Below are 19151 nucleotides of genomic sequence, written 5' to 3'. Positions count from 1 at the left end.
TATCTGCGCGCGCTGCCCCTGTCCAGCGGGTACGGTCCGTGCGCGCTTTCAAGCTGGCTTTACCGAACAGCGACACGCCTCAACGAAGCGTCACCTGAAAGCTCTGGCGAAGCGCCGAGAGTAATCTTGAGGTCGGCGTTTTCGACCCTGTTCCGCCCTGATTCTTTCGCCCGGTACAGCGCGGCGTCCGCGCGTGCGAAGAGCCGCGCATAAGGTTCGCCGCTCGCCGCGGTGGCTACGCCAAAGGATGCGGTGAGCCGCATGTCATCACCCAGCGCCTTGTGTTCAAGCTTGCCGAAAGCAACCCGGATCCGTTCTGCCAGCTGCTGAACGGCTGCATTGTCGCAATCCCAAACGGCAATGCAGAACTCCTCGCCCCCGACCCGTGCCGAGAGGTCGCATCCGCGGACGCGGCTTGCGATAAGGTGCGCGAATGACTTGATCGCCTCATCGCCCGCCTGATGGCCCCAGATGTCGTTGACCTGTTTGAAATGATCGATGTCGGCAACAACAAGGCTCAAAGGCGCGCGTTCGGCCTGTGCTTTCGGCAACATGGACTTGATCGCATGTTCGAAAGCGCTGCGATTGCGCAGCCCTGTCAGGCCGTCCCGGTCGCCGCGCTCGCGCAGGGAATTGACCCACTCGGACAGCGTCGCCCCGATCAGCACCATTGCAGTGGATACCGATTTGACCGCGAGCACGAGATTGATGATCGAATAATAGACCGATTCCCGGTAAACCACGACGTCGATCGATCGCTCGAACATCAAGGTCAGAGTTGGGCGGATGAGGAAATCGGCAGCCTGGAACGCCATCATCGCGATCAGGGCAAGATCGACCAGATCACGCCGACGCGCATTCAGCAGCGTTGTCACTCCGATCACGAACATCACACCGTAGCCGATGTTCACAATCAAAAGCCGCGGCGCAGCGTCGTTCGACAACGCAACCGACAAGGTCAGAGCCGCCGCAGCCATGACATAGACGGCAATCATGCTCTTGATATGCAACCGCTGACCGACCCGCTCGCATACAGAAGCGAGCAAGACCGCCGCGCCCGCGCTGTAGAACAGCTGCGTCAGGTGGAACAGATAGATCGCGTCCGGCGACACGAGGTGTGTCGTCAGAAAACCGCAGGCGAACATCGCATATGCCACGGCAAAGCCCAGCACATGACGCCGCATCCCTCCCGCGCGCCACATCACTGCAAAAGTGATGGCAAATACCGCCGCCATCAGCGGCGTGATCAGCCCCATGATCTGTGCTTGCATTACTTCGAGAGCTCCTTGCAAAACTCTCTAACCGATTAAAGTTAAAGCTTTCCGTAGTATGCGCCGCAGTTTGCAGAGCCGTATCCGTGGTTGGCAGAAAGCGAGCGACCTTGCCCCGCGCACCATTGCGCACTATCTGCGCACCCAACGATTTCTCACAGATTCCCGACCTAAAAGGACGACCCCGATGGCCGCGCAATACGCCTATGTCATGAAGAACATGACCAAGACCTTCCCCGGCGCTCAAAAGCCGGTGCTGAGCAACATCAACCTGCAATTCTACCAGGGCGCGAAAATCGGCATTGTCGGGCCGAACGGCGCGGGCAAGTCAACGCTCATGAAGATCATGGCCGGGATCGACACCGACATCACCGGCGAGGCGTGGCCAGGCGAGAACATCACCGTTGGCTACCTGCCGCAGGAACCGCATCTCGACGAAAGCAAGACCGTGCTCGAAAACGTGCGCGAAGGGGCCGGCGAGACCGCCGAGATGGTCGAGCGTTTCAACGCGATCTCAGCCGAGATGGGCGATCCGGGCGACGACACCGATTTCGACGCGCTGATGGAAGAGATGGGCGCGCTTCAGGAAAAGATCGACGCGGTCGATGGCTGGACGCTCGACAACCAGCTCGAGATCGCGATGGAGGCGCTGCGCTGCCCGCCCTCCGATGCGCCGGTCACCAACCTATCGGGCGGAGAGAAGCGCCGCGTCGCCCTCACCCGCCTGCTCATCCAGAAGCCGGGTATCTTGCTGCTGGACGAGCCAACCAACCATCTCGATGCGGAATCCGTCGAGTGGCTCGAAAACCACCTCAAGGAATATGCTGGCGCCGTCCTTATGATCACGCACGATCGCTACTTCCTCGACAATGTGGTGGAGTGGATTCTCGAGCTGGATCGCGGTTCGTACTACCCGTATGAGGGCAATTACTCGACCTATCTTGAGAAAAAGGCCAAGCGCCTCGAACAGGAAAGCCGCGAGGAATCCGACCGCCAGAAACAGCTTTCGCGCGAGCTTGAATGGATCAAGCAAACCCCTGCCGCGCGCCAGACCAAGTCGAAAGCGCGTATCCGCAAGTTCGAACAGCTCCAGGACGCGCAGGACGGGCGCAAGCCCGGCAAGGCGCAGATCGTCATCCAGGTGCCCGAGCGCCTTGGCAGCAAGGTGATCGAGGCGAACAATATCTCGAAAGCTTATGGCGACAAGCTGCTGTTCGAAGACCTCTCATTCAAACTGCCACCCGGCGGGATTGTCGGCGTGATCGGTCCGAACGGCGCGGGTAAATCCACTCTGTTCAAGATGATCACCGGGCAGGAAACCCCCGATAGCGGCACGATCGAAATCGGCGACACCGTGCATCTCGGCTATGTCGACCAGTCACGCGATGATCTGACACCGACAAACAATGTCTGGGAGGAAATCTCCGACGGGCTCGATTACATGCAAGTCAATGGCCACGACACCTCGACCCGCGCCTATGTCGGCGCGTTCAACTTCAAAGGCGCCGACCAGCAAAAAAATGTCGGCAAGCTGTCCGGCGGTGAACGCAACCGCGTGCACATGGCCAAGATGCTGAAAGAGGGCGGCAACGTGCTGCTGCTGGACGAACCGACCAACGACCTCGACGTGGAAACCTTGGGCGCGCTCGAAGAAGCCATCGAGAACTTCGCCGGCTGCGCCGTGGTAATCTCGCACGACCGCTTCTTTCTGGACCGGTTGGCAACGCACATTCTGGCGTTCGAGGGCAACTCACACGTCGAGTGGTTCGAGGGCAACTTCGAGGCGTATGAAGAAGACAAGCGGCGGCGCTTGGGTGATGCGGCGGATCGGCCTACGCGGTTGGCTTATAAAAAGCTGACTAGGTAATCTTGCAGTCAGCGCGAATTATTCATAATTCTGCTCTATCGTTCCCATAAGTCGAGGGAGCTGATTATGGGTATCTTCAACGCGCCACGTGAATACCCTAAGGTATTCGAGCCATACTGGGATACCTTCAACTTTTATGATGGCCGCGAGACATGGTTGAAGTCGATCGAGAAGATTCCAGAGAAAGCAGTAAACCTGTTTGCTGTCGATTGGCTTCACGCCGAGGTCTACAACGGTGGCTTCGATCAGTACTTTTTCAACTCGACTGGAACGTCTGCCCCCGAAGCAGTCAGGGGGTATAGAGCAATAGGGATGCCTGAAGTGGCCGACCTCATTGAGGAAGCGATGGCGGTGCTTGGCGCGCCCTATCCCTGCGAAACCACAGATGCACGAAGGGATCGCCTTGATACTTTAGATGAAGACTTCGACTTCGGAGACTTCGATGACCGTTTCTACGCTTTGGCAGATACAGAACAATTCTTTCGTAAACTTCCGAAATTCGTTCCGTTTGCTGATAAGTATGCAGCAACAACGCAAATCTGACCATCGCCCGGGACATAATCTCGGTTCCCGCTTATTTCATCTGCGAACGACGCAATAAGTAAGCGAGATGCCGGATCAAGTCCGCCGCTACTAAACAAAGCCGTGCTCCGCGACTCTTCAATATCCTTGCAGCCCTAAGCCGCTCACTTTCGGAATACAGACACCGCTCAGCCGGTTAATGGGGCCGAATAGTCCGCCACCGATTTGCCTTCCATGATCGAAAACGGAACGTCTTCATTGACCTTACCGGGTCCGCCGCCGCCGAGCTGGGCTGAGAGAATTCGCACTGCGGCGTCGCCCATTGCCTCAAGGGGTTGGCGAACCGTGGTCAATGGCGGGTTGCAGCGGGTTGCGGCTGAATTGCCGTCGAAGCCGACCAGCGAAAGGTCATCGGGCGCGCTCAATCCGCGTTTGCTGGCTGCATCAAGCGCGCCCAGCGCCATTTCATCATTGCTGGCGAAGATCGCCGTAACATCCTTGCTGAACAGATGCTCGGCCTGCTCGAATCCGGATTCTCGCGAGAAATCGCCCTGCACGATGAGGTTCTGGTCGACCCGCTGGGCACTGCCCCCCAAAGCGTTGGCAAAACCGTTGAAACGGCGGATGCTGACGAGGTGCTCGCGCGGACCCTTGATGAACCCGATGCGGCGATGACCGTTATCCAGCAATATCTGGGTTACGGCACGGGCCGCGTTGTATTCATCCATGATGACCGTGCTGCCCCGCTCAAGATCGAGCATCGGAGCGATGCGAACCACCGGAACACCCAACGCCTCTGCCTGGAGCAGTTCGTGCCGGTCATCGGACAACGGGGGTGTAAGAATGATACCGGCATATTCCTGTGCCGACAGGATATCGGAGAACTGTTTGGCAGTTCCATAGAGGTTTTCGCAATCGAGCGAATAGCCCGAAGCATTCACCGCCCGCATCGCCCCTTCCTTGATACGGGAAACATATTCCGCGCCGACATTATCGAACGCGAGTAGTATTCTGCTGCTATTTGCCATGCCGACCCAGACATAATTTCGATTTTGTGAACGTTAACATAGTCAGCAGCGACTTGTCACCTTGATCCAGCTGATTGTCAGCGATCAGCGATGTTTCAAACGAGGTGTGATGCTCGAACGGCACAATTCATGGCGTCCATGTATGACGCTGCTTACGGCGAGACCCAGCGCCCTTGCCATTCTTCGCCCGCTCCGCGCTGGAACTGCGCCCGCACATGGCCTGTGTGCGCAAGGTAAAACCAGTCGAGCTCGTGCAATTCCACCAGCAGCACCGCGAAATTCTCACGCGCAGGAAGGAGCGCCTCGTCATCCGGCTCGACCCCTTCAAACTCGGACGGCAGGCCAGAGATCGGCGTATCCGAAACCGTCCCCGGCCCCTCGCCCAGGTAACACCGCCGGGCAAAGTTATCGCCGCGCTCCCAGGCGCGGTCGACCACCGGACCTTCCCGCAATATCGTCCCTGCACCGCGCACCCTGATCTGGATCTTCTCCGGTTTGTCGTAGAACAGAACAGCCATGCGCGGATCGGCTTCGATCGCGGCAACCTTGGGAGCACGGGTGTCGGTGTGGAAACGCAGCGTCCAGGCATCCGCATCGAATTCGCGCAGCACCATGGTGCGCGCATCGACGTCGGCAGAGACGACCGCCGGGGTGTGCATCGGCGACTTGCGATCCTTGGCTGCGCGGACAAGCCGGTCGGCCAAATCGCGGTGAACGTCTTCGTAATTATCCAGCATCGCCCCGCGCAATTGGCGGTTTGCAGCACCCGGTCAAGTCGTTAAGAAAAATCGCGCTCAACATTAACGTAACCCTAAACGACCGGTTAAGGATCGGGACAGCGACTCGTCTCTAGAACCCATTGTATCGAAACGTATCAACCTTGCCGTGAGTGGTGGAACGGCGACACAGGAGGCACCCTTGAACATATCCTTGTTACTAAAGGGTAGTGCACTTTCCGCCCTCGCATTCGCGCTGGCGCTTGTTGCACCACCCGAAGAAGCTTTCGCCGCCACCAGCGCCGTCGAAGCAGAAGGCGCAGCTGAAGCGGAGCAGCCTGAAGGCCGCCGCGACCGCCGCGCAGAGCGCCGCGGTGAACGCCGGGCCAATCGCGGGCAAGCGCGCCGCGACAATCGCGGTGAGCGCCGCGAGGCTCGCCAGAACCGTGGTCAGCGTCAGCAGGCCCGCGAAAATCGGCAAAGGCGGCAGGAAACTCGCCGCAATGATCGCGCTGGCCAGCGACAGGCTGTCAATCGCCAGCAACGCCGGGCCGAGCAGCGCGCCGATCGCAGGGTAGACCGCAGTGTGGATCGCCGGGCCGAGCGCCGTGTTGATCGCCGTGCGGACCGCAGAGCCGAGCGTCGCGTGGACCGGCGTGTTGATCGCCGTGCAGACCGACGCGTGGACCGCCGCGCAGACCGCAGGGCCGAGCGGCGTGCAGATCGCCGCGATGGCCGCGGGTTCGATCGCCGGGTAGAACGCCGGGTAGACCGGGCGCGCGATCGCGGATACCGCAATGGTGTCCGCCAGGAACGCCGCCGGGACCGTTTCGAGGATCGCCGCATCCGCCGCGATGGCTACCGCGATGGCAGGAGAGCCGAGCGCCGCGCAGAACGTCGCCGCGACTATCGCCGCGATCAGCGCCGCCATTATCGCGGCGACCGAGGATACCGTAACCACCGCTATGGCAATTTCCGCCGGTGGGATCGTGGATGGCGCAGTCACCGCCGGTACAACTGGAACAATTATCGCCGCGCGAACCGTAACGTCTTCCGCTTGGGCCGGTATTACTCGCCCTATCGCGGTCACCGTTACAGCCGCATCCGGATCGGGTTCTTCCTCGACAGCCTGTTCTTCAGCTCGAGGTATTACATCCACGACCCTTGGGCTTACCGCCTGCCGCAGGTCTACGGTCCGTATCGCTGGGTCCGGTATTACGACGACGTGATGCTCGTCGATATCTACACCGGTGAAGTGGTCGACGTGATCTACGACTTCTTCTGGTAAGTCACTCTCAGTTCTCATCGTCTTGAAGATGAGGCACATGCCCCCGTCGGAGCGATCCGGCGGGGGTTTTCGAGTGGCGCTCGCGGCTTGCTTGCGCGGCGTGGGTCAATTGCTAATCAAAGGCATGACCAAGACCCAAGTGATTCCCGATCAAGCCGCGCTGAAGCGCCTGGGCAAGAGCGTGCGCGAACGTCTCGAAGCCGATCCGGGCGCCTATCAGATCGAGACCGACAAGGCCGACATGTTCGCCATCGGTGATTTCCTGAGCGCGGTACGAATGCGAGCGGCTGTGCGTCATGATCGACCTGATCGCCCGCCCTTCCTCGCTGCACGAACTTGGCTATGAAAGCGGCTTTCGCACTTCATACTCTGGCGATCTCGACCCTTCCGACAGCTTCGTGAAAGGCATCTCGCGCCGGATCGACGATCTGCTCGGCCTGAACCCCATCGTCGGCGAGGCGATACAGGGGCAGCGCTATCTGCCGGGGCAACAATTCAAGCCGCACAATGACTGGTTCTACACCTCCGAGAAATACTGGGAGCACGAGCGCAAGCGCGGCGGTCAGCGTAGCTGGACTGCGATGGCCTACCTCAACGAAGTCGAGGAAGGCGGCGGCGCGCATTTCACCGAAATCGGCATCAATATCGAGCCTAAGCCTGGCGTCCTGCTCGTGTGGAACAATGCCCTGCCCGATGGCTCCCCGAATGAGGGGACGATGCATGCCGGCGCGCCGGTCATCAAGGGCAGCAAGTACGTCATTACCAAGTGGTATCGCACCCGCGAATGGAAGTAGGAAAGCGCATTTCTCGATGAGCAAGGGCCATGCCGCCCGAACCCTACGCCCCTAAAACGACTCTCGCGCCAACGCCTCCGCGATCAGCTTGCGGCTCGGCTCGATCCCGTAGAGCGTGATGAAGCTGCCCATGCGCGGACCCTGCTCGCTGCCGAGCAGTGTCTCGTAGAGCGCCCGAAACCAGTCGCGCAGGCTCTCGAAACCGAACGCCTCACGCTTGCCGATCTCGTAGACGATCGTTTGCAGATCCTCTGCCGAAATCCCGCGATCGACCCCCGCCAGCTCCGCATCGAGAGCCTTGAGCGCTGCAACCTCGCCATCCACCGGCGCCCGCTTCGTGAGAGTCGGCGCGATAAAGACGCGGTTATAGTTGATCGCCTTGCCCACCAGCTGGTCCAGCTCGGGATGCGCGGCGGGATCGGCGTTCTCGATGTAATTGTCGAGATAGGACCACACCGCATCCTTGCTCGCCTCCGCGCCAAGCGCGCCGACGAGGTTCAGCAGCAGGCTGAATGGCACCGGCAGGCTGTCGCCAGCACCCGGAGCCTCTGCGTCCCCTACTTCGTCATTGGCGAACCCGCCATTGGCGCGCGACAGGTGCCAGACCGGGTTGCCCAGCTGCTTGTCGAGCGGTTGCTCGGCCAGGCGCTCGCGGAAGCTCCAGTAATCGTCCACCGCTCGCGGGATCACGCCTGCGTGCAGCTGCTTGGCGCTCTTGGGATTGGGGAATATGTAAAAGCCGAGGCTCTCCTCGCTGCCATATTCAAGCCATTCCTCGATCGAGAGGCCATTGCCCTTCGACTTCGAAATCTTTTCGCCATTCTCATCGAGGAACATCTCGTAGATCAGACCATCGGGCTTGCGCCCGCCAAGCGCGCGCGCAATCTTGCCCGATTGCACTCCGCTGTCGGTCAGATCCTTGCCGTACATCTCGTAATCAACGCCGAGCGCGACCCAGCGCATCGCCCAATCGACCTTCCATTGCAGCTTGGACATACCGCCCAGCGCGCTCTGTTCGACCACGCTACCGTCTTCATCGGTGAAGCGGATCGTGCCCGCCTCGGCATCGACCACTTCGACCGGCACCTGCAAAACCCGTCCGCTGACCGGAGAGATCGGCAGGACCGGCGAATAGCTTTGCCGCCGCTCTTCGCGCAGCGTCGGCAGCATGATGTCGAGAATGTCCTGGTTTTTGCGCAGGACCTGCCGCAGCGCGTCGTCGAAGCGCCCGGAATTGTACATGTCGTTGCTTGCGACGAATTCGTAATCGAAGCCGAAGCGGTCGAGGAATTCGCGCAGTTTCGCGTTGTTGTGCGCGGCAAAGCTCTCGTGTCCGGCCTCGAACGGATCGGGGATCCGCGAAAGAGGCTTGTGCAGATGCTCGGTCAGCATGTCCGGATTGGGCACGTTGTCGGGCACCTTGCGCAGACCGTCCATGTCATCGCTAAAGGCCACGAGCCGCGTCTTGCCGTCCTCGGGCTTCGCACCGATCAAAGCCTCGAACGCGCGGCGCACCAGCGTGGTGCGCAGCACTTCCTGAAACGTGCCGATATGCGGCAGACCTGATGGGCCGTAGCCTGTTTCGAAGATGACCGGCGAGCCATCGGGCTTTGTCCCGTCGGGATAGCGCTTGAGCAGGCGCTGCGCCTCCTGGAAAGGCCAGGCCTTGGACGAGCGGGCGGCGTCGATGAGTGCGGTGTTGGTCATGGCGATGTTCATTTGCGGATCGGGCGCGTTGTTGCAAGCGCGAACAGCGCAGGCGTGTTACACACAAACCCATGCTTCGGGAAAACGGGCTCGCGAACAAATATATTCTGAATCAAGAGGTTAGAGGCAAACGGACGGCCTCTGAGTGTGACTTTCCGTTTTCCGCCGGGGTGAATCGCAAATCGCAGCATGTCTGCCGGTGTAGCGCGCGCCCTGCGTGTAGGACAGCGCGGACGCTCAGAACCAGGCGCGCAGTCCTACCAGCAGCTTGACCCCGTCCGGGTCGTCGCCCTGATCGCGAGCGAGGTCGGCTGTGCCGAAGGTCTTGGCTTCGTATTCCACGCCGATATACGGCGCGAACTCGGGCACGAATTCGTAGCGCAGGCGCAGGCCCGGCTCCACCTTGGTAATACCGGCGGCGAGGCCGCGCTCGGGAATGCCCTGCGCACTCGCTTCGATTTCGATACGCGGTTGCAGGATCAGGCGCTGGGTGATTTTCTGGTCGTACTCAGCCTCAATCCGCGCAGTCAGATCGCCCTTGTCGGACAAGAAAGCAGCTGCATCGACGTGGAACATGTAGGGCGCAAGGCCCTGCGCGCCCAGCACAAGATGGCCGCGTGAGTCGGGTTCCGGATCGAAGCGGACGCCCGCCTGCAGATCCCAGAAAGGACCGATCGCGCAGCTGAAAAGCGCCTGTATCTCGGCCTCTTCGACGCCTTCCTCGAATTCCCCCTCGCCCTCGGTCTTCAGCACGAAGCGGTTGAGGTCGCCGCCATACCAGCCCTGCGCATCCCATACGAAGCCGGTGTCGCCGCCCTCTGTGGGAAGGCGTGCCTCAAACCGCTCGATCAGGACCATGCCGGTTTTCATACCGCCAGTTTCTTCGGCGAGATGATCGCGGGCCTCGGCCATCGCGTCTGCGCCCCAGACGGCATCGGCAGCGTGACGCGGGCCTTCAAGCGCGCGAGCTGGCACAGCGCTTTCGGGCGCAGCACCGGGTGCGGATTTATCGGGTGCATCCCCGTGGGCGCTGTGATCCGTATCGTCCTGCTCCGCAGCCGCAGCCCCGTGCTGCGAGTGATCCATTTCGGCAGGCTCAGGCTGGTCCATACCCTCGTGCTGGGAATGATCCATTTCCTTTTGCTCAAGCTGGTCCATTTCCTGATGCTGCGGACGGTCCATCGCGTCTGCATCTCCCGGCGGGCACTGCTCTGGCGGCAGGTGGCCCATTGCGCAGTGGTCCATTTCAGGCTCGGCTTGAGCGGCGGGTTTTCCATGCGCAGAGTGATCCTGCGCATGAAGCGGGGCGGCGAGAAGCGCCGCGCTGGCCAGCAACAGGGCGCGCATCAGGCCTCTCCCGGAACGGGGAACGGCCTGACGGTCACGACCTGCATCATGCCGGAATGCATGTGGTAGAGCAGGTGGCAGTGAAACGCCCAGTCGCCCGGTTCATTCGCCGTTACATCGAATGTCGCCGTGCTGCCGGGCTGCACCACTACGGTGTGCTTCAAGGGCTGGTGCATGTGGTCCGCGCCGTTGACCAATTCGAAGAAATGGCCGTGCAGGTGGATCGGGTGCGCCATCATCGTATCGTTGACCAGCTTGACCCGCACCCGCTCATCGAAGCCGAAGCGGATCGGATCGTCGGTGACTGCGGTGAACTTCTTCCCGTCGAAGCTCCACATATACCGTTCCATATTGCCGGTCAGGTGAATCTCCATCTCGCGCTCAATCTCACGGTGCGGATTCATGGTCTTCGCTTTGAGATCGGTGTAGCGCAGCGCGCGGTGATCGACCTTGTCGAGGCCGAGGCCGGGGAAATCCATCCGGTCCATCGGAGCAGGCGCGATCATGTCCACGCCTGCGCCGACCTTCATGTCTGCAGGCGCTTTGGACTTGTCGCGCATGGAGTGGTCCATGTCCTCCATCGCGCTCATATCATGCCCATGTCGGTCATGCTGAGCGTCGGGATTTCGCGCAGCGGCGGCGGGGTGGCTTTATGACCCTTGTGGCTGGTGAGGCTGGCGACGCCCATTCCGCTGCGGTCCATCGCCTCGGCTGTAAGCGCATGGCTGCCCTCTGGCGGCGCGACGATCACATCGTAGGTTTCCGCCGTGCCGATCTGAAATTCGTCGACTTCGACTTCCTGCACGTCCTTGCCGTCGGCCTGAATGACCGTCATCGGCACGCCCGGAATGCGCACGTTGAAGAACGTCATCGCGCTGCCATTGATGACGCGCAGCCGCACGCGCTCACCAGGTTTGAAATCCAGTTGCAGATCGTCAGCGGAACCGTGGCCGTTGATGAGATAAGTATAGGTCGTGCCGGTGACATCGGAGATATCGCGCGGGTTCATCCGCATCTCGCCCCACATGCGCCGCTGCTCACCCGTAAGCTCACCCTCGGTCGCGGTGTTCATCTGGCGCTGAAAATAGTGCTCGCCAACCTTCAGCTTGCGCATGATTTCATGCGGGTGCATCGGCGTGAATTCACTCAGCAGCACGACGTAATCGCGGTCATAGCGCGGATCGGGATCGGCGCTCTCCACGATCAGCGGGCCGTAATGCCCCGCCTGTTCCTGAAGCCCGGAATGCGAGTGCCACCAATAGGTGCCATTCTGACGGATCGGGAATTCGTAGGTGAAACGCTGTCCCGGCTTGATCCCCGGAAAGCTGACGCCCGGCACACCGTCGAACTGGAACGGCAACAGCAGCCCATGCCAGTGGATCGAGGAATCCTCATCGAGGTTGTTGGTGACGTGCAGGCGCACGTCCTGCCCTTCCCTCAGACGGATCAGCGGCCCCGGCACGCTGCCATTGACGGCAATCGCGTGGCCGGACCTGCCGCCGGTGGTAAAGTGGTGATTGTCGATCGACAGCTCGATATCCTGACCCGACAACTCTCCAAACCCGTTGCTGGCGTGCGTCAGCGAGCGGCCCTTTGCCCAGCCCGGCACGGCGAGCGATGTCGCGGCGGCGAGACCGGCAGTGCTTGTGATGAAATTGCGTCTATTCAGTGAAGTGGGCATACAGTGATATACGTCTGGTTGCTGTTTTCGGTTTCCGCACATATATACCCCCCGAGGGTATTTCAACAGGACTTATTTCAATGCCGGATGCAAAGACCGCAAAATCCAATCGGCTCAACCGGATTGCCGGGCAGGTTCGCGGTGTCGCTCAAATGATTGAGGACGATCGCTATTGCATGGACATCCTGCACCAGATCTCCGCGATCAAATCCGCGTTGGCCAAGGTTGAAAGCCAGGTGCTGAAGGACCACGCCGCCTGCTGCGTCGCCGAGGCCATCGCGAGCGGCGATGAAGCCGAACAGCGCGAGAAATTTGAAGAACTGGTCGAGCTTTTCGAGAAGGCCAAGCGTTAGCACAGCGCGCGCATCGAGCGAGCGCAAACAGGCACTTGCCGGTTTTGTCCTGCTTGCTAAAGCGAGCGTGCATGTTCAGCACAAGGCGCCCCATCTATCTGGCCCTGCTGCTACTCGCGGTCTGCCTTCGCAGCGCGCTTGGGGCTCCTTGCTGCATGGATCAGGCGCAGGCAGCACCTATCGAAGCTGGCGCGCAGGCTTTCGAGCATTCTCATTCCGAGGCCGGTCAGGCCGATCCGCATTCATCACACGGCGAGGATCCCTCGGCAAACCCGTGCTGCTCAGCCTGCGGCCCCACTCTTGCGCCGGAGTCTCCGACACTCAAGAACGCAGCTTTTGCGCGCTTCGTTCACGAGCCAGCGCCGATCCGCACGCTTGCAACCCGGCCGCCCTTTCCGGCCTACGAAGCGACGGGACCCCCGCTCCTCGTCTGAACCCCGATTTCAGACACTCAGGAGACTTTCAAATGATATCGCTTTTCAAGGCGGGCAGCGCGCTCGCCATTGCTTGCGCCGTTTTCGGTGCAGCCCCTTCCTTCGCCGATGAAGGCCACGAGAACGGCACCCCCGGCGGCGTAAATGCCCTCGACCACGCACCGATTGGCGTCATGGGAGACCACCGCCACGGTAAAGGCGAATGGATGGTCAGCTACAGGTTCATGCACATGGACATGGCGGGCATTCAGATCGGGACCGACAATGTGACGCCCGAGCAGGTCGTAACCAATGTTCCGAACCGCTTCTTCGGAGCGCCGGGCCAGCCGCCGACCTTGCGGATCGTACCAGTCTCGATGCGGATGGACATGCACATGGCGGGGCTGATGTACGGACTTTCCGATCAGGTCACGCTGATGGTGATGGGCAATTACATCACCAAGGAAATGGACCACGTCACCTTTGAGGGCGGCATGGGAACAGACCGGCTAGGCGACTTCCGCACGCGCACGGCCGACTTGGGAGATACCAAGGTTTCCGCGCTGATCGGCCTGACGGATACGATCCACCTCAATGCAGGCATCTCGATCCCCACCGGCACCATCACCGAAGAGGACGATATCCTCACACCGATGGGCGGTACGCCGACCGTGCGCACGCCTTACCCGATGCAGATCGGATCGGGCACGTGGGACCTTGAACCCGGCGTCACCTATATCGACCGAAGCGAAGCGTTCGGCTGGGGTGCGCAGATAAAGGGGACGATCCGGCTGGGCGATAACGGTGAAGGCTATTCGTTCGGCAACCGGGCGATGGCGACAGTCTGGGCCCAGGCGGCGCTTTCGCCCGCGATTGCCCTTTCTGGCCGCGTTCAGGCTGAAACGATAGGGCAAGTCGACGGTACCGATCCGGCAATCGCTGGGCCGGTGCAGACAGCCAACCCAGACTTCCAAGGCGGAGAAACAGTCACCGCTTTTGCCGGAGTAAACCTCGCGGCAACAGGCGGCGCGCTGCGGGGATGGAGGCTGGGAATAGAGGGCGGTCTGCCGGTTGTGCAGGACCTGAATGGCCCGCAAATGCCGACCGACTATTCCTTTATCATCGGCGTGCAGAAAAGCTTCTAACGGTTAGCCCTGGGGCAATCGCTTTAGGGGCGAAAGAGAGAGGCGGTGTGGTCATGCGCTGCGCCGCCTTTCTTTCCGTGAAGCTGGGACGTTTACTTTTGGAGCCGGTTTGCCCATTCCTGTGGGCGTGAATCCCCCTGCTCCGCCCACTCCCCAGCCGCTCCCCTTGCCCGCGCTTCATGCGAGCCACGGCGGCAATTGGCTGCGCTCTCCCACCGGAGAAACCGGCGCCGTGTCAAAGGGGGATGCGATCATGGCGGCATCCGACACGCCGGTCCTGATCATCAACGCTCCGCTGGTGGCGAACCGGCTGGGCTATCCCGACCTGTCCGGCCTCGACCTGCTGGAACTGTTCGCCTTCGTGCACCCGGCGCGGTTCTGCGTGCCGACGCCGCGAGGGCTGGCGCAGGCGCTCGAAATCGACGAGCCGGCAGGCGATGAGGACGTGCCCGCTTTCCTCCAGAACGCAGCGGGCGCATTGGTCGCGGCATGCGAAGACCCCGAATGGTTCGAGCGGCAGGGAGCATGGAGCGCGCTGCAATCGCTTGAACGGCTGCGCTGGCCGTGGGCGCAGGTCCTCAAACCGCACATCGTGAGGCCCGAAAAGGCCGAAAAATGGCTCTTTTCAACTCTTCCCGAATGGGAGGAGGCAGCAGAGCGTGGTTCGCCCCGGCAGGTCGATCTGCCGGTGGAGGATGTGCTCCAGCAGCTCGATCACCTGACCGGAGAGGGGTCCGAGAAACGCGAAGGCCAGCGCGATTATGCCAGCGACGCCGCGCGCATTTTCGCCCCGAGGGACAAGCGCGACCTGCCGCATCTCGCGCTGGCGCAGGCGGGCACGGGGATCGGCAAGACGCTGGGCTATCTCGCGCCCTCATCGCTGTGGGCGAGCGCCTCGGGCGGGACCGTCTGGGTGTCGACCTTCACCAAGAACCTTCAGCGGCAACTGCGCAGCGAAAGCCGCCGCGCATGGCCCGTAAAGCGCCCCGATGGCACGCCTCCGGTGGTGGTGCGCAAGGGGCGGGAGAATTATCTCTGCCTGCTCAATCTGGAAGACGCATTGCAGGGGGGCTTTGCCGGACGCCCCGCAATCCTTGCGCAGCTTGTCGCGCGCTGGGCGGCCTTCACCCGCGATGGAGACATGATCGGCGGCGACCTGCCCGGCTGGCTCGGCACGCTGTTTCGCAAACGCGGTATTGCAGCGCTGACCGACCAGCGCGGCGAATGCATCTATGCCGGGTGTCCGCATTACCGAAAGTGCTTCATCGAGCGCGCGGTGCGCGACAGCGCTCAGGCCGATCTCGTCATCGCCAATCATGCGCTGGTGATGGTGAACGCCGCGAGGGGTCGCGACCACGCCCCCCAGCACACAGGGCGCCCCACCCGCCTGATCTTCGATGAGGGCCACCACGTTTTCGAGGCAGCGGATTCAACCTTTGCCGCGACGCTGTCCGGGCAGGAAGCTATCGAACTCAGGCGCTGGATCATGGGTCCGGAGCGCAAGAACCGGGGCCGCCGCCGCGGCCTTGCCGCGCGGCTCGCCGATGTCGCCAGCTATGACGATGCAGGCGGCGAGGCGATCGAGGATGCGTGCGAGGCGGGTGCGGCGCTCCCCGGCGACGGTTGGCTGCAACGGCTGGTCGAGGGCGAACCGTCCGGTCCGATTGAGACGCTGCTGTTTGCTATTCGCGCGGCGACCTATGCCCGCGACGAAAGCGGGGGCCAGGAGGCGGGCTACGGCATCGAAACCGAGGCTAGCGGCCTTCCCGGCGAGGTGATCGAGGCCGCTGGAGCCGCTGCCGAAGCGCTCGCCGCAATCCGTTCTCCCCTCATCAAACTGGGCGGAAGGCTGGAGGCAATCATGGCCGATCCGCCCGACTGGCTCGACGCACAGGGCCGCGCCCGGATCGAAGGCGCGCGCTTTTCGCTGCAATGGCGGGTCGACCTGATCGCTGCGTGGGAATCGCTGCTCGCCCGGCTTGGCGGCCCGGCCGATCCGGAATTCGTCGATTGGCTCGCGGTCGACCGCAGCGACGCGCGCGAATTCGACGTCGCAATCCATCGCCGCTGGCTCGATCCGATGAAGCCGTTCGCCAAGGTCGTGCTCGAACCTGCGCACGGCGTGATGCTGACCAGCGCGACCCTGACGGACCGGATCGGCTCGCAAGACGGCGACCCTCAGGGCGAACAATGGGAATCGGCCATTCACCGCTCCGGCGCAGCGCATGTCGAGAGCCAGCCGCTGCTATCCGCTGCGCAAAGCCCGTTCGACTATGCCAGCCGCGCCGAGGTGCTGATCGTGACCGATGTGAAGAAGGGCGACCTGCCCGGCCTGGCCGGAGCCTATGCGCGGATCATCGAGGCAAGCGAAGGCGGCGTGCTGGGCCTGTTCACCGCGATCCGCCGGATGCGCGCGGTGCATGGGCGGATCGCCGACCGGCTCGCGCGCGAAGGCCTGCCGATTTTCGCGCAGCATGTCGATCCGATCGACACCGGCGCGCTGGTCGATATCTTCCGCGACGATCCGCGCGCCAGCCTGCTCGGCACCGATGCCTTGCGCGACGGGGTGGACGTGCCGGGACGCTCGCTGCGCTGCGTCGCGCTGGAAGCGGTCCCGTGGCCGCGCCCCGATATCCTTCACAAGGCGCGCCGTGCCGCGTCCGCCCAAGAGCAAGGCAGCGGGAGCCAATATGACGACCGCATCATCCGCGCCCGGCTGGCACAGGCCTTTGGGCGGCTGATCCGCAACAAGGATGACCACGGCCATTTCGTAGTGCTCTCCGCCGCATTCCCCAGCAGGCTCCTCACCGCATTTCCCGAAGGCACCGCCGTGCGCCGCGTGACGCTGGACGAGGCGCTCGAGCGTATTCGCGGCGGGCTGATCGGCGAAGAGGTGAGCGGAACCGGCGAAGCGGCTGGAAAGGTGGCCGGGAAATTGCCAGATAGTCCCACATGATCGAACAGATCGACTATCTGGTACGGCTAATCGGCATCGGCGCAGGGTTGATGCTGCTTGCGCAGATTGCCGCTGGCGAGGTGCGCGGCACAATAAAACTACCCGTCCTCGGGATGGTGGTGGGCGCGACCGCCTACCTGATCAATTCAAGTCCCGCGATGATGGCGGACGGCCCGCTCGATCCGATTGTCGATCTCGTGGCGATCCTCACGCCGTTCTGGATATGGCTGTTTTCAAGACGTTTGTTCGAACGCGATCCGTCACAGCGCATAACCGCGATTGTCGTGGCGGTCCTCGTGACCGGATGGGTGTTCGGCAATTTCGTACCGCTCACCGATCCGGCTGGATTTCTGATCCTGCATTTTGTTGCGCTTGGCCTCATTGCTGACCTGCTGCGCGTCGGCTTGCTCGAGCGCGAGGATGACCTTGTCGAGCAGCGCCGGGTCGTGCGTCTCTGGTTGCCTGTGATGGTAGCGGCGCAAGCGGGCGGAATACTCATATTCGAGCTGTTTGAGCTTTTCGCGGGGATCGAGCGGCAGCTCCCCATGGTCCAGTTCATCAACGCATTTTTCATCCTGCTCATAACCCTGTTTGCAGGATTGGCATTGATGCGAACCGACCCGGATCTGCTGGTCGCAACCGAAGAGGATGCGCATTTGGAGGACGATCCTGCACCGCTGGATCTGACGCCCTCCGAAACAGTGCTGCACGAAAAGCTCTCCAACGCGATGGCGGAGGGCTTCTACCGCGAACCCGGCCTGACCATCGCCGGATTGGCGGCCGAGCTCGACACACCCGAGCACCGGCTGCGCGCGCTCATCAACCAGCGCCTTGGCCACCGCAATTTTTCCGCCTTCCTCAATCGCTACCGCATCGCCGAAGCGCGCGAAAAACTGTCGCGGCGTGAGGATGTGGACTTGCCCGTGCTCACCATTGCGATGGACCTGGGATACAATTCGCTCCCGACCTTCAACCGGGCATTTCGGTCCGAAACCGGGACGACACCCAGCGAATTCAGGCGCTTGTCCTTCAATGGCGAGGCCGGTGATAGCGCCGGGGCGATCGGTCAAAACTGAAAATCGCCGGTCGATTTCGAATTCGACGCGCATTTTTCGCCAATGAGAAGCTTTTCGGTGCCGCGTCGGGCAGACATTGTGCATCAACTCTCAGGAGAACGCCGTGACTTCCCCAGCGCCCAAATCCCAATTTACTTTCGATTACGTCATGGAGCGGGTCGCTGCGCATTTCATGGATGCGATGTATTTCGACTTCAGCCGCTATCTCATCGCAGCGGGAGTGCTCACGGCGTTCCTGCTTATCGCGCGGACCTGGGCAGGCAATCGCCGTATCCAGCGCGGCAAGGCTGCCAAGCTCACCGATTACCGCCGCGAGGTCCTGTCATCGATGCGCACCGTCTTCGTGTTTGCGGTTACGACGCTGGCCACGCTGGTCGGGCGCGAACTGGGAATAATCAATCTCAAGCTGGAAAGCTTCTCGCTCTTTACGCTGATCTGGCAGATTGCGCTGATCGTGGTTGTGCACGACGCGTATTTCTACTGGATCCACCGCGCGATGCATTCCAAGCGGCTGTTTCGCGCAACCCACCTCCATCACCACAAATCGCGCACGCCGACGCCGTGGACCGCCTACAGCTTTTCCAGCTGGGAGGCCGCACTGGAAGCAGCTTTCATGCCGCTATTCCTGCTCATCACCAGCCTGTTCGGTGTCGCCTATGCCGGCCTCGCGCTGCTGTTCTTCCTGTGGCACATGATCATCCGCAACGTGATGGCCCATGCCGGGTCCGAACTGTTTCCGGCGGGCTGGGTCGACAATCCGCTGACCGACTGGATCAGCACCACCACGCACCATGACCTGCACCATAGCGACCGGCACAATTACGGCTTCTATTTCACCTGGTGGGACCGGTGGATGGGAACCGAGCACCCACGCTACAAGGAAGAATTTCGCAAGAACGCCAAGCCGGTCATCATGCTCGGCGGGCAGCGCGCGCCTGCCGCCGAGCGCGCCTAGAAAATCCATCAGTCCCCAGCGGCCAGCGCACT

The 19151-nt window shown here is 61.6% G+C and carries 16 protein-coding genes and 1 pseudogene; 10 read left to right on the top strand and 7 right to left on the bottom strand.

Going from position 1 to position 19151, the window contains the following annotated elements:
* Window positions 1-59: 59 nt before the first annotated feature.
* A complete protein-coding gene (locus AC0L39_RS05995; RefSeq protein ID WP_473261558.1) occupies window positions 60-1271 on the bottom strand; it encodes a GGDEF domain-containing protein in 1212 nt (403 codons plus the stop codon).
* 187 nt (window positions 1272-1458) lie between these two features.
* Here AC0L39_RS05995 and ettA point away from each other — a divergent pair, with 187 nt between their 5' ends.
* On the top strand, window positions 1459-3138 hold the full coding sequence (ettA, locus tag AC0L39_RS05990; RefSeq protein ID WP_473261556.1) for an energy-dependent translational throttle protein EttA: 1680 nt from the start codon (window positions 1459-1461) through the stop codon (window positions 3136-3138).
* 66 nt (window positions 3139-3204) lie between these two features.
* A complete protein-coding gene (locus AC0L39_RS05985) occupies window positions 3205-3681 on the top strand; it encodes a DMP19 family protein (protein WP_473261554.1) in 477 nt (158 codons plus the stop codon).
* 167 nt (window positions 3682-3848) lie between these two features.
* On the opposite strand, the gene AC0L39_RS05980 is transcribed toward AC0L39_RS05985, so the two are convergent.
* The 3 genes from AC0L39_RS05980 to AC0L39_RS05970 form a co-directional block, all read right to left on the bottom strand.
* The gene (locus AC0L39_RS05980; RefSeq protein WP_473261552.1) at window positions 3849-4688 is read right to left on the bottom strand and encodes a substrate-binding domain-containing protein; all 840 of its coding nucleotides are present in this window, start codon (window positions 4686-4688) and stop codon (window positions 3849-3851) included.
* A gap of 152 nt (window positions 4689-4840) precedes the next feature.
* A complete protein-coding gene (locus AC0L39_RS05975) occupies window positions 4841-5425 on the bottom strand; it encodes a pyridoxamine 5'-phosphate oxidase family protein (protein ID WP_473261550.1) in 585 nt (194 codons plus the stop codon).
* 199 nt (window positions 5426-5624) lie between these two features.
* Window positions 5625-6335, bottom strand: coding sequence for a hypothetical protein (locus AC0L39_RS05970; RefSeq protein ID WP_473261548.1), 711 nt, complete (start codon window positions 6333-6335; stop codon window positions 5625-5627).
* A gap of 126 nt (window positions 6336-6461) precedes the next feature.
* Between AC0L39_RS05970 and AC0L39_RS05965 the strand changes: the two genes are divergently transcribed.
* The 3 genes from AC0L39_RS05965 to AC0L39_RS05955 all read left to right on the top strand — a co-directional run bounded on the left by AC0L39_RS05965 (window position 6462) and on the right by AC0L39_RS05955 (window position 7486).
* Entirely contained in the window at window positions 6462-6692 is a 231-nt protein-coding gene (locus AC0L39_RS05965) for an RcnB family protein (RefSeq protein WP_473261547.1), read from the top strand.
* Between the two features lie 124 nt (window positions 6693-6816).
* Window positions 6817-7038, top strand: coding sequence for a hypothetical protein (locus AC0L39_RS05960; protein ID WP_473261545.1), 222 nt, complete (start codon window positions 6817-6819; stop codon window positions 7036-7038).
* The gene (locus AC0L39_RS05955; RefSeq protein WP_473261543.1) at window positions 6989-7486 is read left to right on the top strand and encodes a prolyl hydroxylase family protein; all 498 of its coding nucleotides are present in this window, start codon (window positions 6989-6991) and stop codon (window positions 7484-7486) included. Before AC0L39_RS05960 ends, AC0L39_RS05955 begins: the two co-directional genes overlap by 50 nt.
* A 51-nt stretch (window positions 7487-7537) precedes the next feature.
* Here the strand turns inward: AC0L39_RS05955 and AC0L39_RS05950 are convergent, their stop codons facing one another.
* From AC0L39_RS05950 to AC0L39_RS05940, 3 genes and pseudogenes are all read right to left on the bottom strand, one after another.
* Entirely contained in the window at window positions 7538-9193 is a 1656-nt protein-coding gene (locus AC0L39_RS05950) for a lysine--tRNA ligase (protein ID WP_473261541.1), read from the bottom strand.
* Between the two features lie 237 nt (window positions 9194-9430).
* The gene (locus AC0L39_RS05945) at window positions 9431-10540 is read right to left on the bottom strand and encodes a copper resistance protein B (RefSeq protein ID WP_473261539.1); all 1110 of its coding nucleotides are present in this window, start codon (window positions 10538-10540) and stop codon (window positions 9431-9433) included.
* A pseudogene (locus tag AC0L39_RS05940) lies at window positions 10540-12221 on the bottom strand (copper resistance system multicopper oxidase). Before AC0L39_RS05940 ends, AC0L39_RS05945 begins: the two are co-directional and overlap by 1 nt.
* Before the next feature lie 80 nt (window positions 12222-12301).
* On the opposite strand from AC0L39_RS05940, the gene AC0L39_RS05935 reads away from it, so the two are divergent.
* From AC0L39_RS05935 to AC0L39_RS05915, 5 genes are all read left to right on the top strand, one after another.
* Complete coding sequence (locus tag AC0L39_RS05935) at window positions 12302-12574, top strand: metal-sensitive transcriptional regulator (protein ID WP_473261537.1); 273 nt, start codon at window positions 12302-12304, stop codon at window positions 12572-12574.
* Between the two features lie 466 nt (window positions 12575-13040).
* Entirely contained in the window at window positions 13041-14132 is a 1092-nt protein-coding gene (locus tag AC0L39_RS05930; RefSeq protein ID WP_473261535.1) for a transporter, read from the top strand.
* 253 nt (window positions 14133-14385) lie between these two features.
* Window positions 14386-17088: an ATP-dependent DNA helicase gene (locus tag AC0L39_RS05925; RefSeq protein ID WP_473261533.1), complete on the top strand. Its 2703-nt coding sequence runs from the start codon at window positions 14386-14388 to the stop codon at window positions 17086-17088.
* On the top strand, window positions 17085-18164 hold the full coding sequence (locus AC0L39_RS05920) for an AraC family transcriptional regulator (RefSeq protein WP_473261531.1): 1080 nt from the start codon (window positions 17085-17087) through the stop codon (window positions 18162-18164). Before AC0L39_RS05925 ends, AC0L39_RS05920 begins: the two co-directional genes overlap by 4 nt.
* 103 nt (window positions 18165-18267) lie before the next feature.
* Complete coding sequence (locus AC0L39_RS05915) at window positions 18268-19119, top strand: sterol desaturase family protein (RefSeq protein WP_473261529.1); 852 nt, start codon at window positions 18268-18270, stop codon at window positions 19117-19119.
* Window positions 19120-19151: the final 32 nt, after the last annotated feature.

The organism is Erythrobacter sp. K21-9 (assembly GCF_055808355.1).
The sequence above is the reverse complement of the archived record's forward strand: the minus strand, read 5'-3'. Positions and strand labels throughout refer to the sequence as shown.

Bases quoted from the DNA above. Each gene is read 5' to 3' on its own strand.
- ettA (WP_473261556.1), top strand. From the start codon at position 1,459: ATGGCCGCGCAATACGCCTATGTCATGAAGAACATGACCAAGACCTTC.
- AC0L39_RS05975 (WP_473261550.1), bottom strand. From the start codon at position 5,425: ATGCTGGATAATTACGAAGACGTTCACCGCGATTTGGCCGACCGGCTT.
- AC0L39_RS05970 (WP_473261548.1), bottom strand. From the start codon at position 6,335: ATGGCGGCGCTGATCGCGGCGATAGTCGCGGCGACGTTCTGCGCGGCG.
- AC0L39_RS05925 (WP_473261533.1), top strand. From the start codon at position 14,386: ATGGCGGCATCCGACACGCCGGTCCTGATCATCAACGCTCCGCTGGTG.
- AC0L39_RS05985 (WP_473261554.1), top strand. From the start codon at position 3,205: ATGGGTATCTTCAACGCGCCACGTGAATACCCTAAGGTATTCGAGCCA.
- AC0L39_RS05980 (WP_473261552.1), bottom strand. From the start codon at position 4,688: ATGGCAAATAGCAGCAGAATACTACTCGCGTTCGATAATGTCGGCGCG.
- AC0L39_RS05955 (WP_473261543.1), top strand. From the start codon at position 6,989: ATGATCGACCTGATCGCCCGCCCTTCCTCGCTGCACGAACTTGGCTAT.
- AC0L39_RS05995 (WP_473261558.1), bottom strand. From the start codon at position 1,271: ATGCAAGCACAGATCATGGGGCTGATCACGCCGCTGATGGCGGCGGTA.
- AC0L39_RS05960 (WP_473261545.1), top strand. From the start codon at position 6,817: ATGACCAAGACCCAAGTGATTCCCGATCAAGCCGCGCTGAAGCGCCTG.
- AC0L39_RS05950 (WP_473261541.1), bottom strand. From the start codon at position 9,193: ATGACCAACACCGCACTCATCGACGCCGCCCGCTCGTCCAAGGCCTGG.
- AC0L39_RS05920 (WP_473261531.1), top strand. From the start codon at position 17,085: ATGATCGAACAGATCGACTATCTGGTACGGCTAATCGGCATCGGCGCA.
- AC0L39_RS05945 (WP_473261539.1), bottom strand. From the start codon at position 10,540: ATGCGCGCCCTGTTGCTGGCCAGCGCGGCGCTTCTCGCCGCCCCGCTT.
- AC0L39_RS05930 (WP_473261535.1), top strand. From the start codon at position 13,041: ATGATATCGCTTTTCAAGGCGGGCAGCGCGCTCGCCATTGCTTGCGCC.
- AC0L39_RS05935 (WP_473261537.1), top strand. From the start codon at position 12,302: ATGCCGGATGCAAAGACCGCAAAATCCAATCGGCTCAACCGGATTGCC.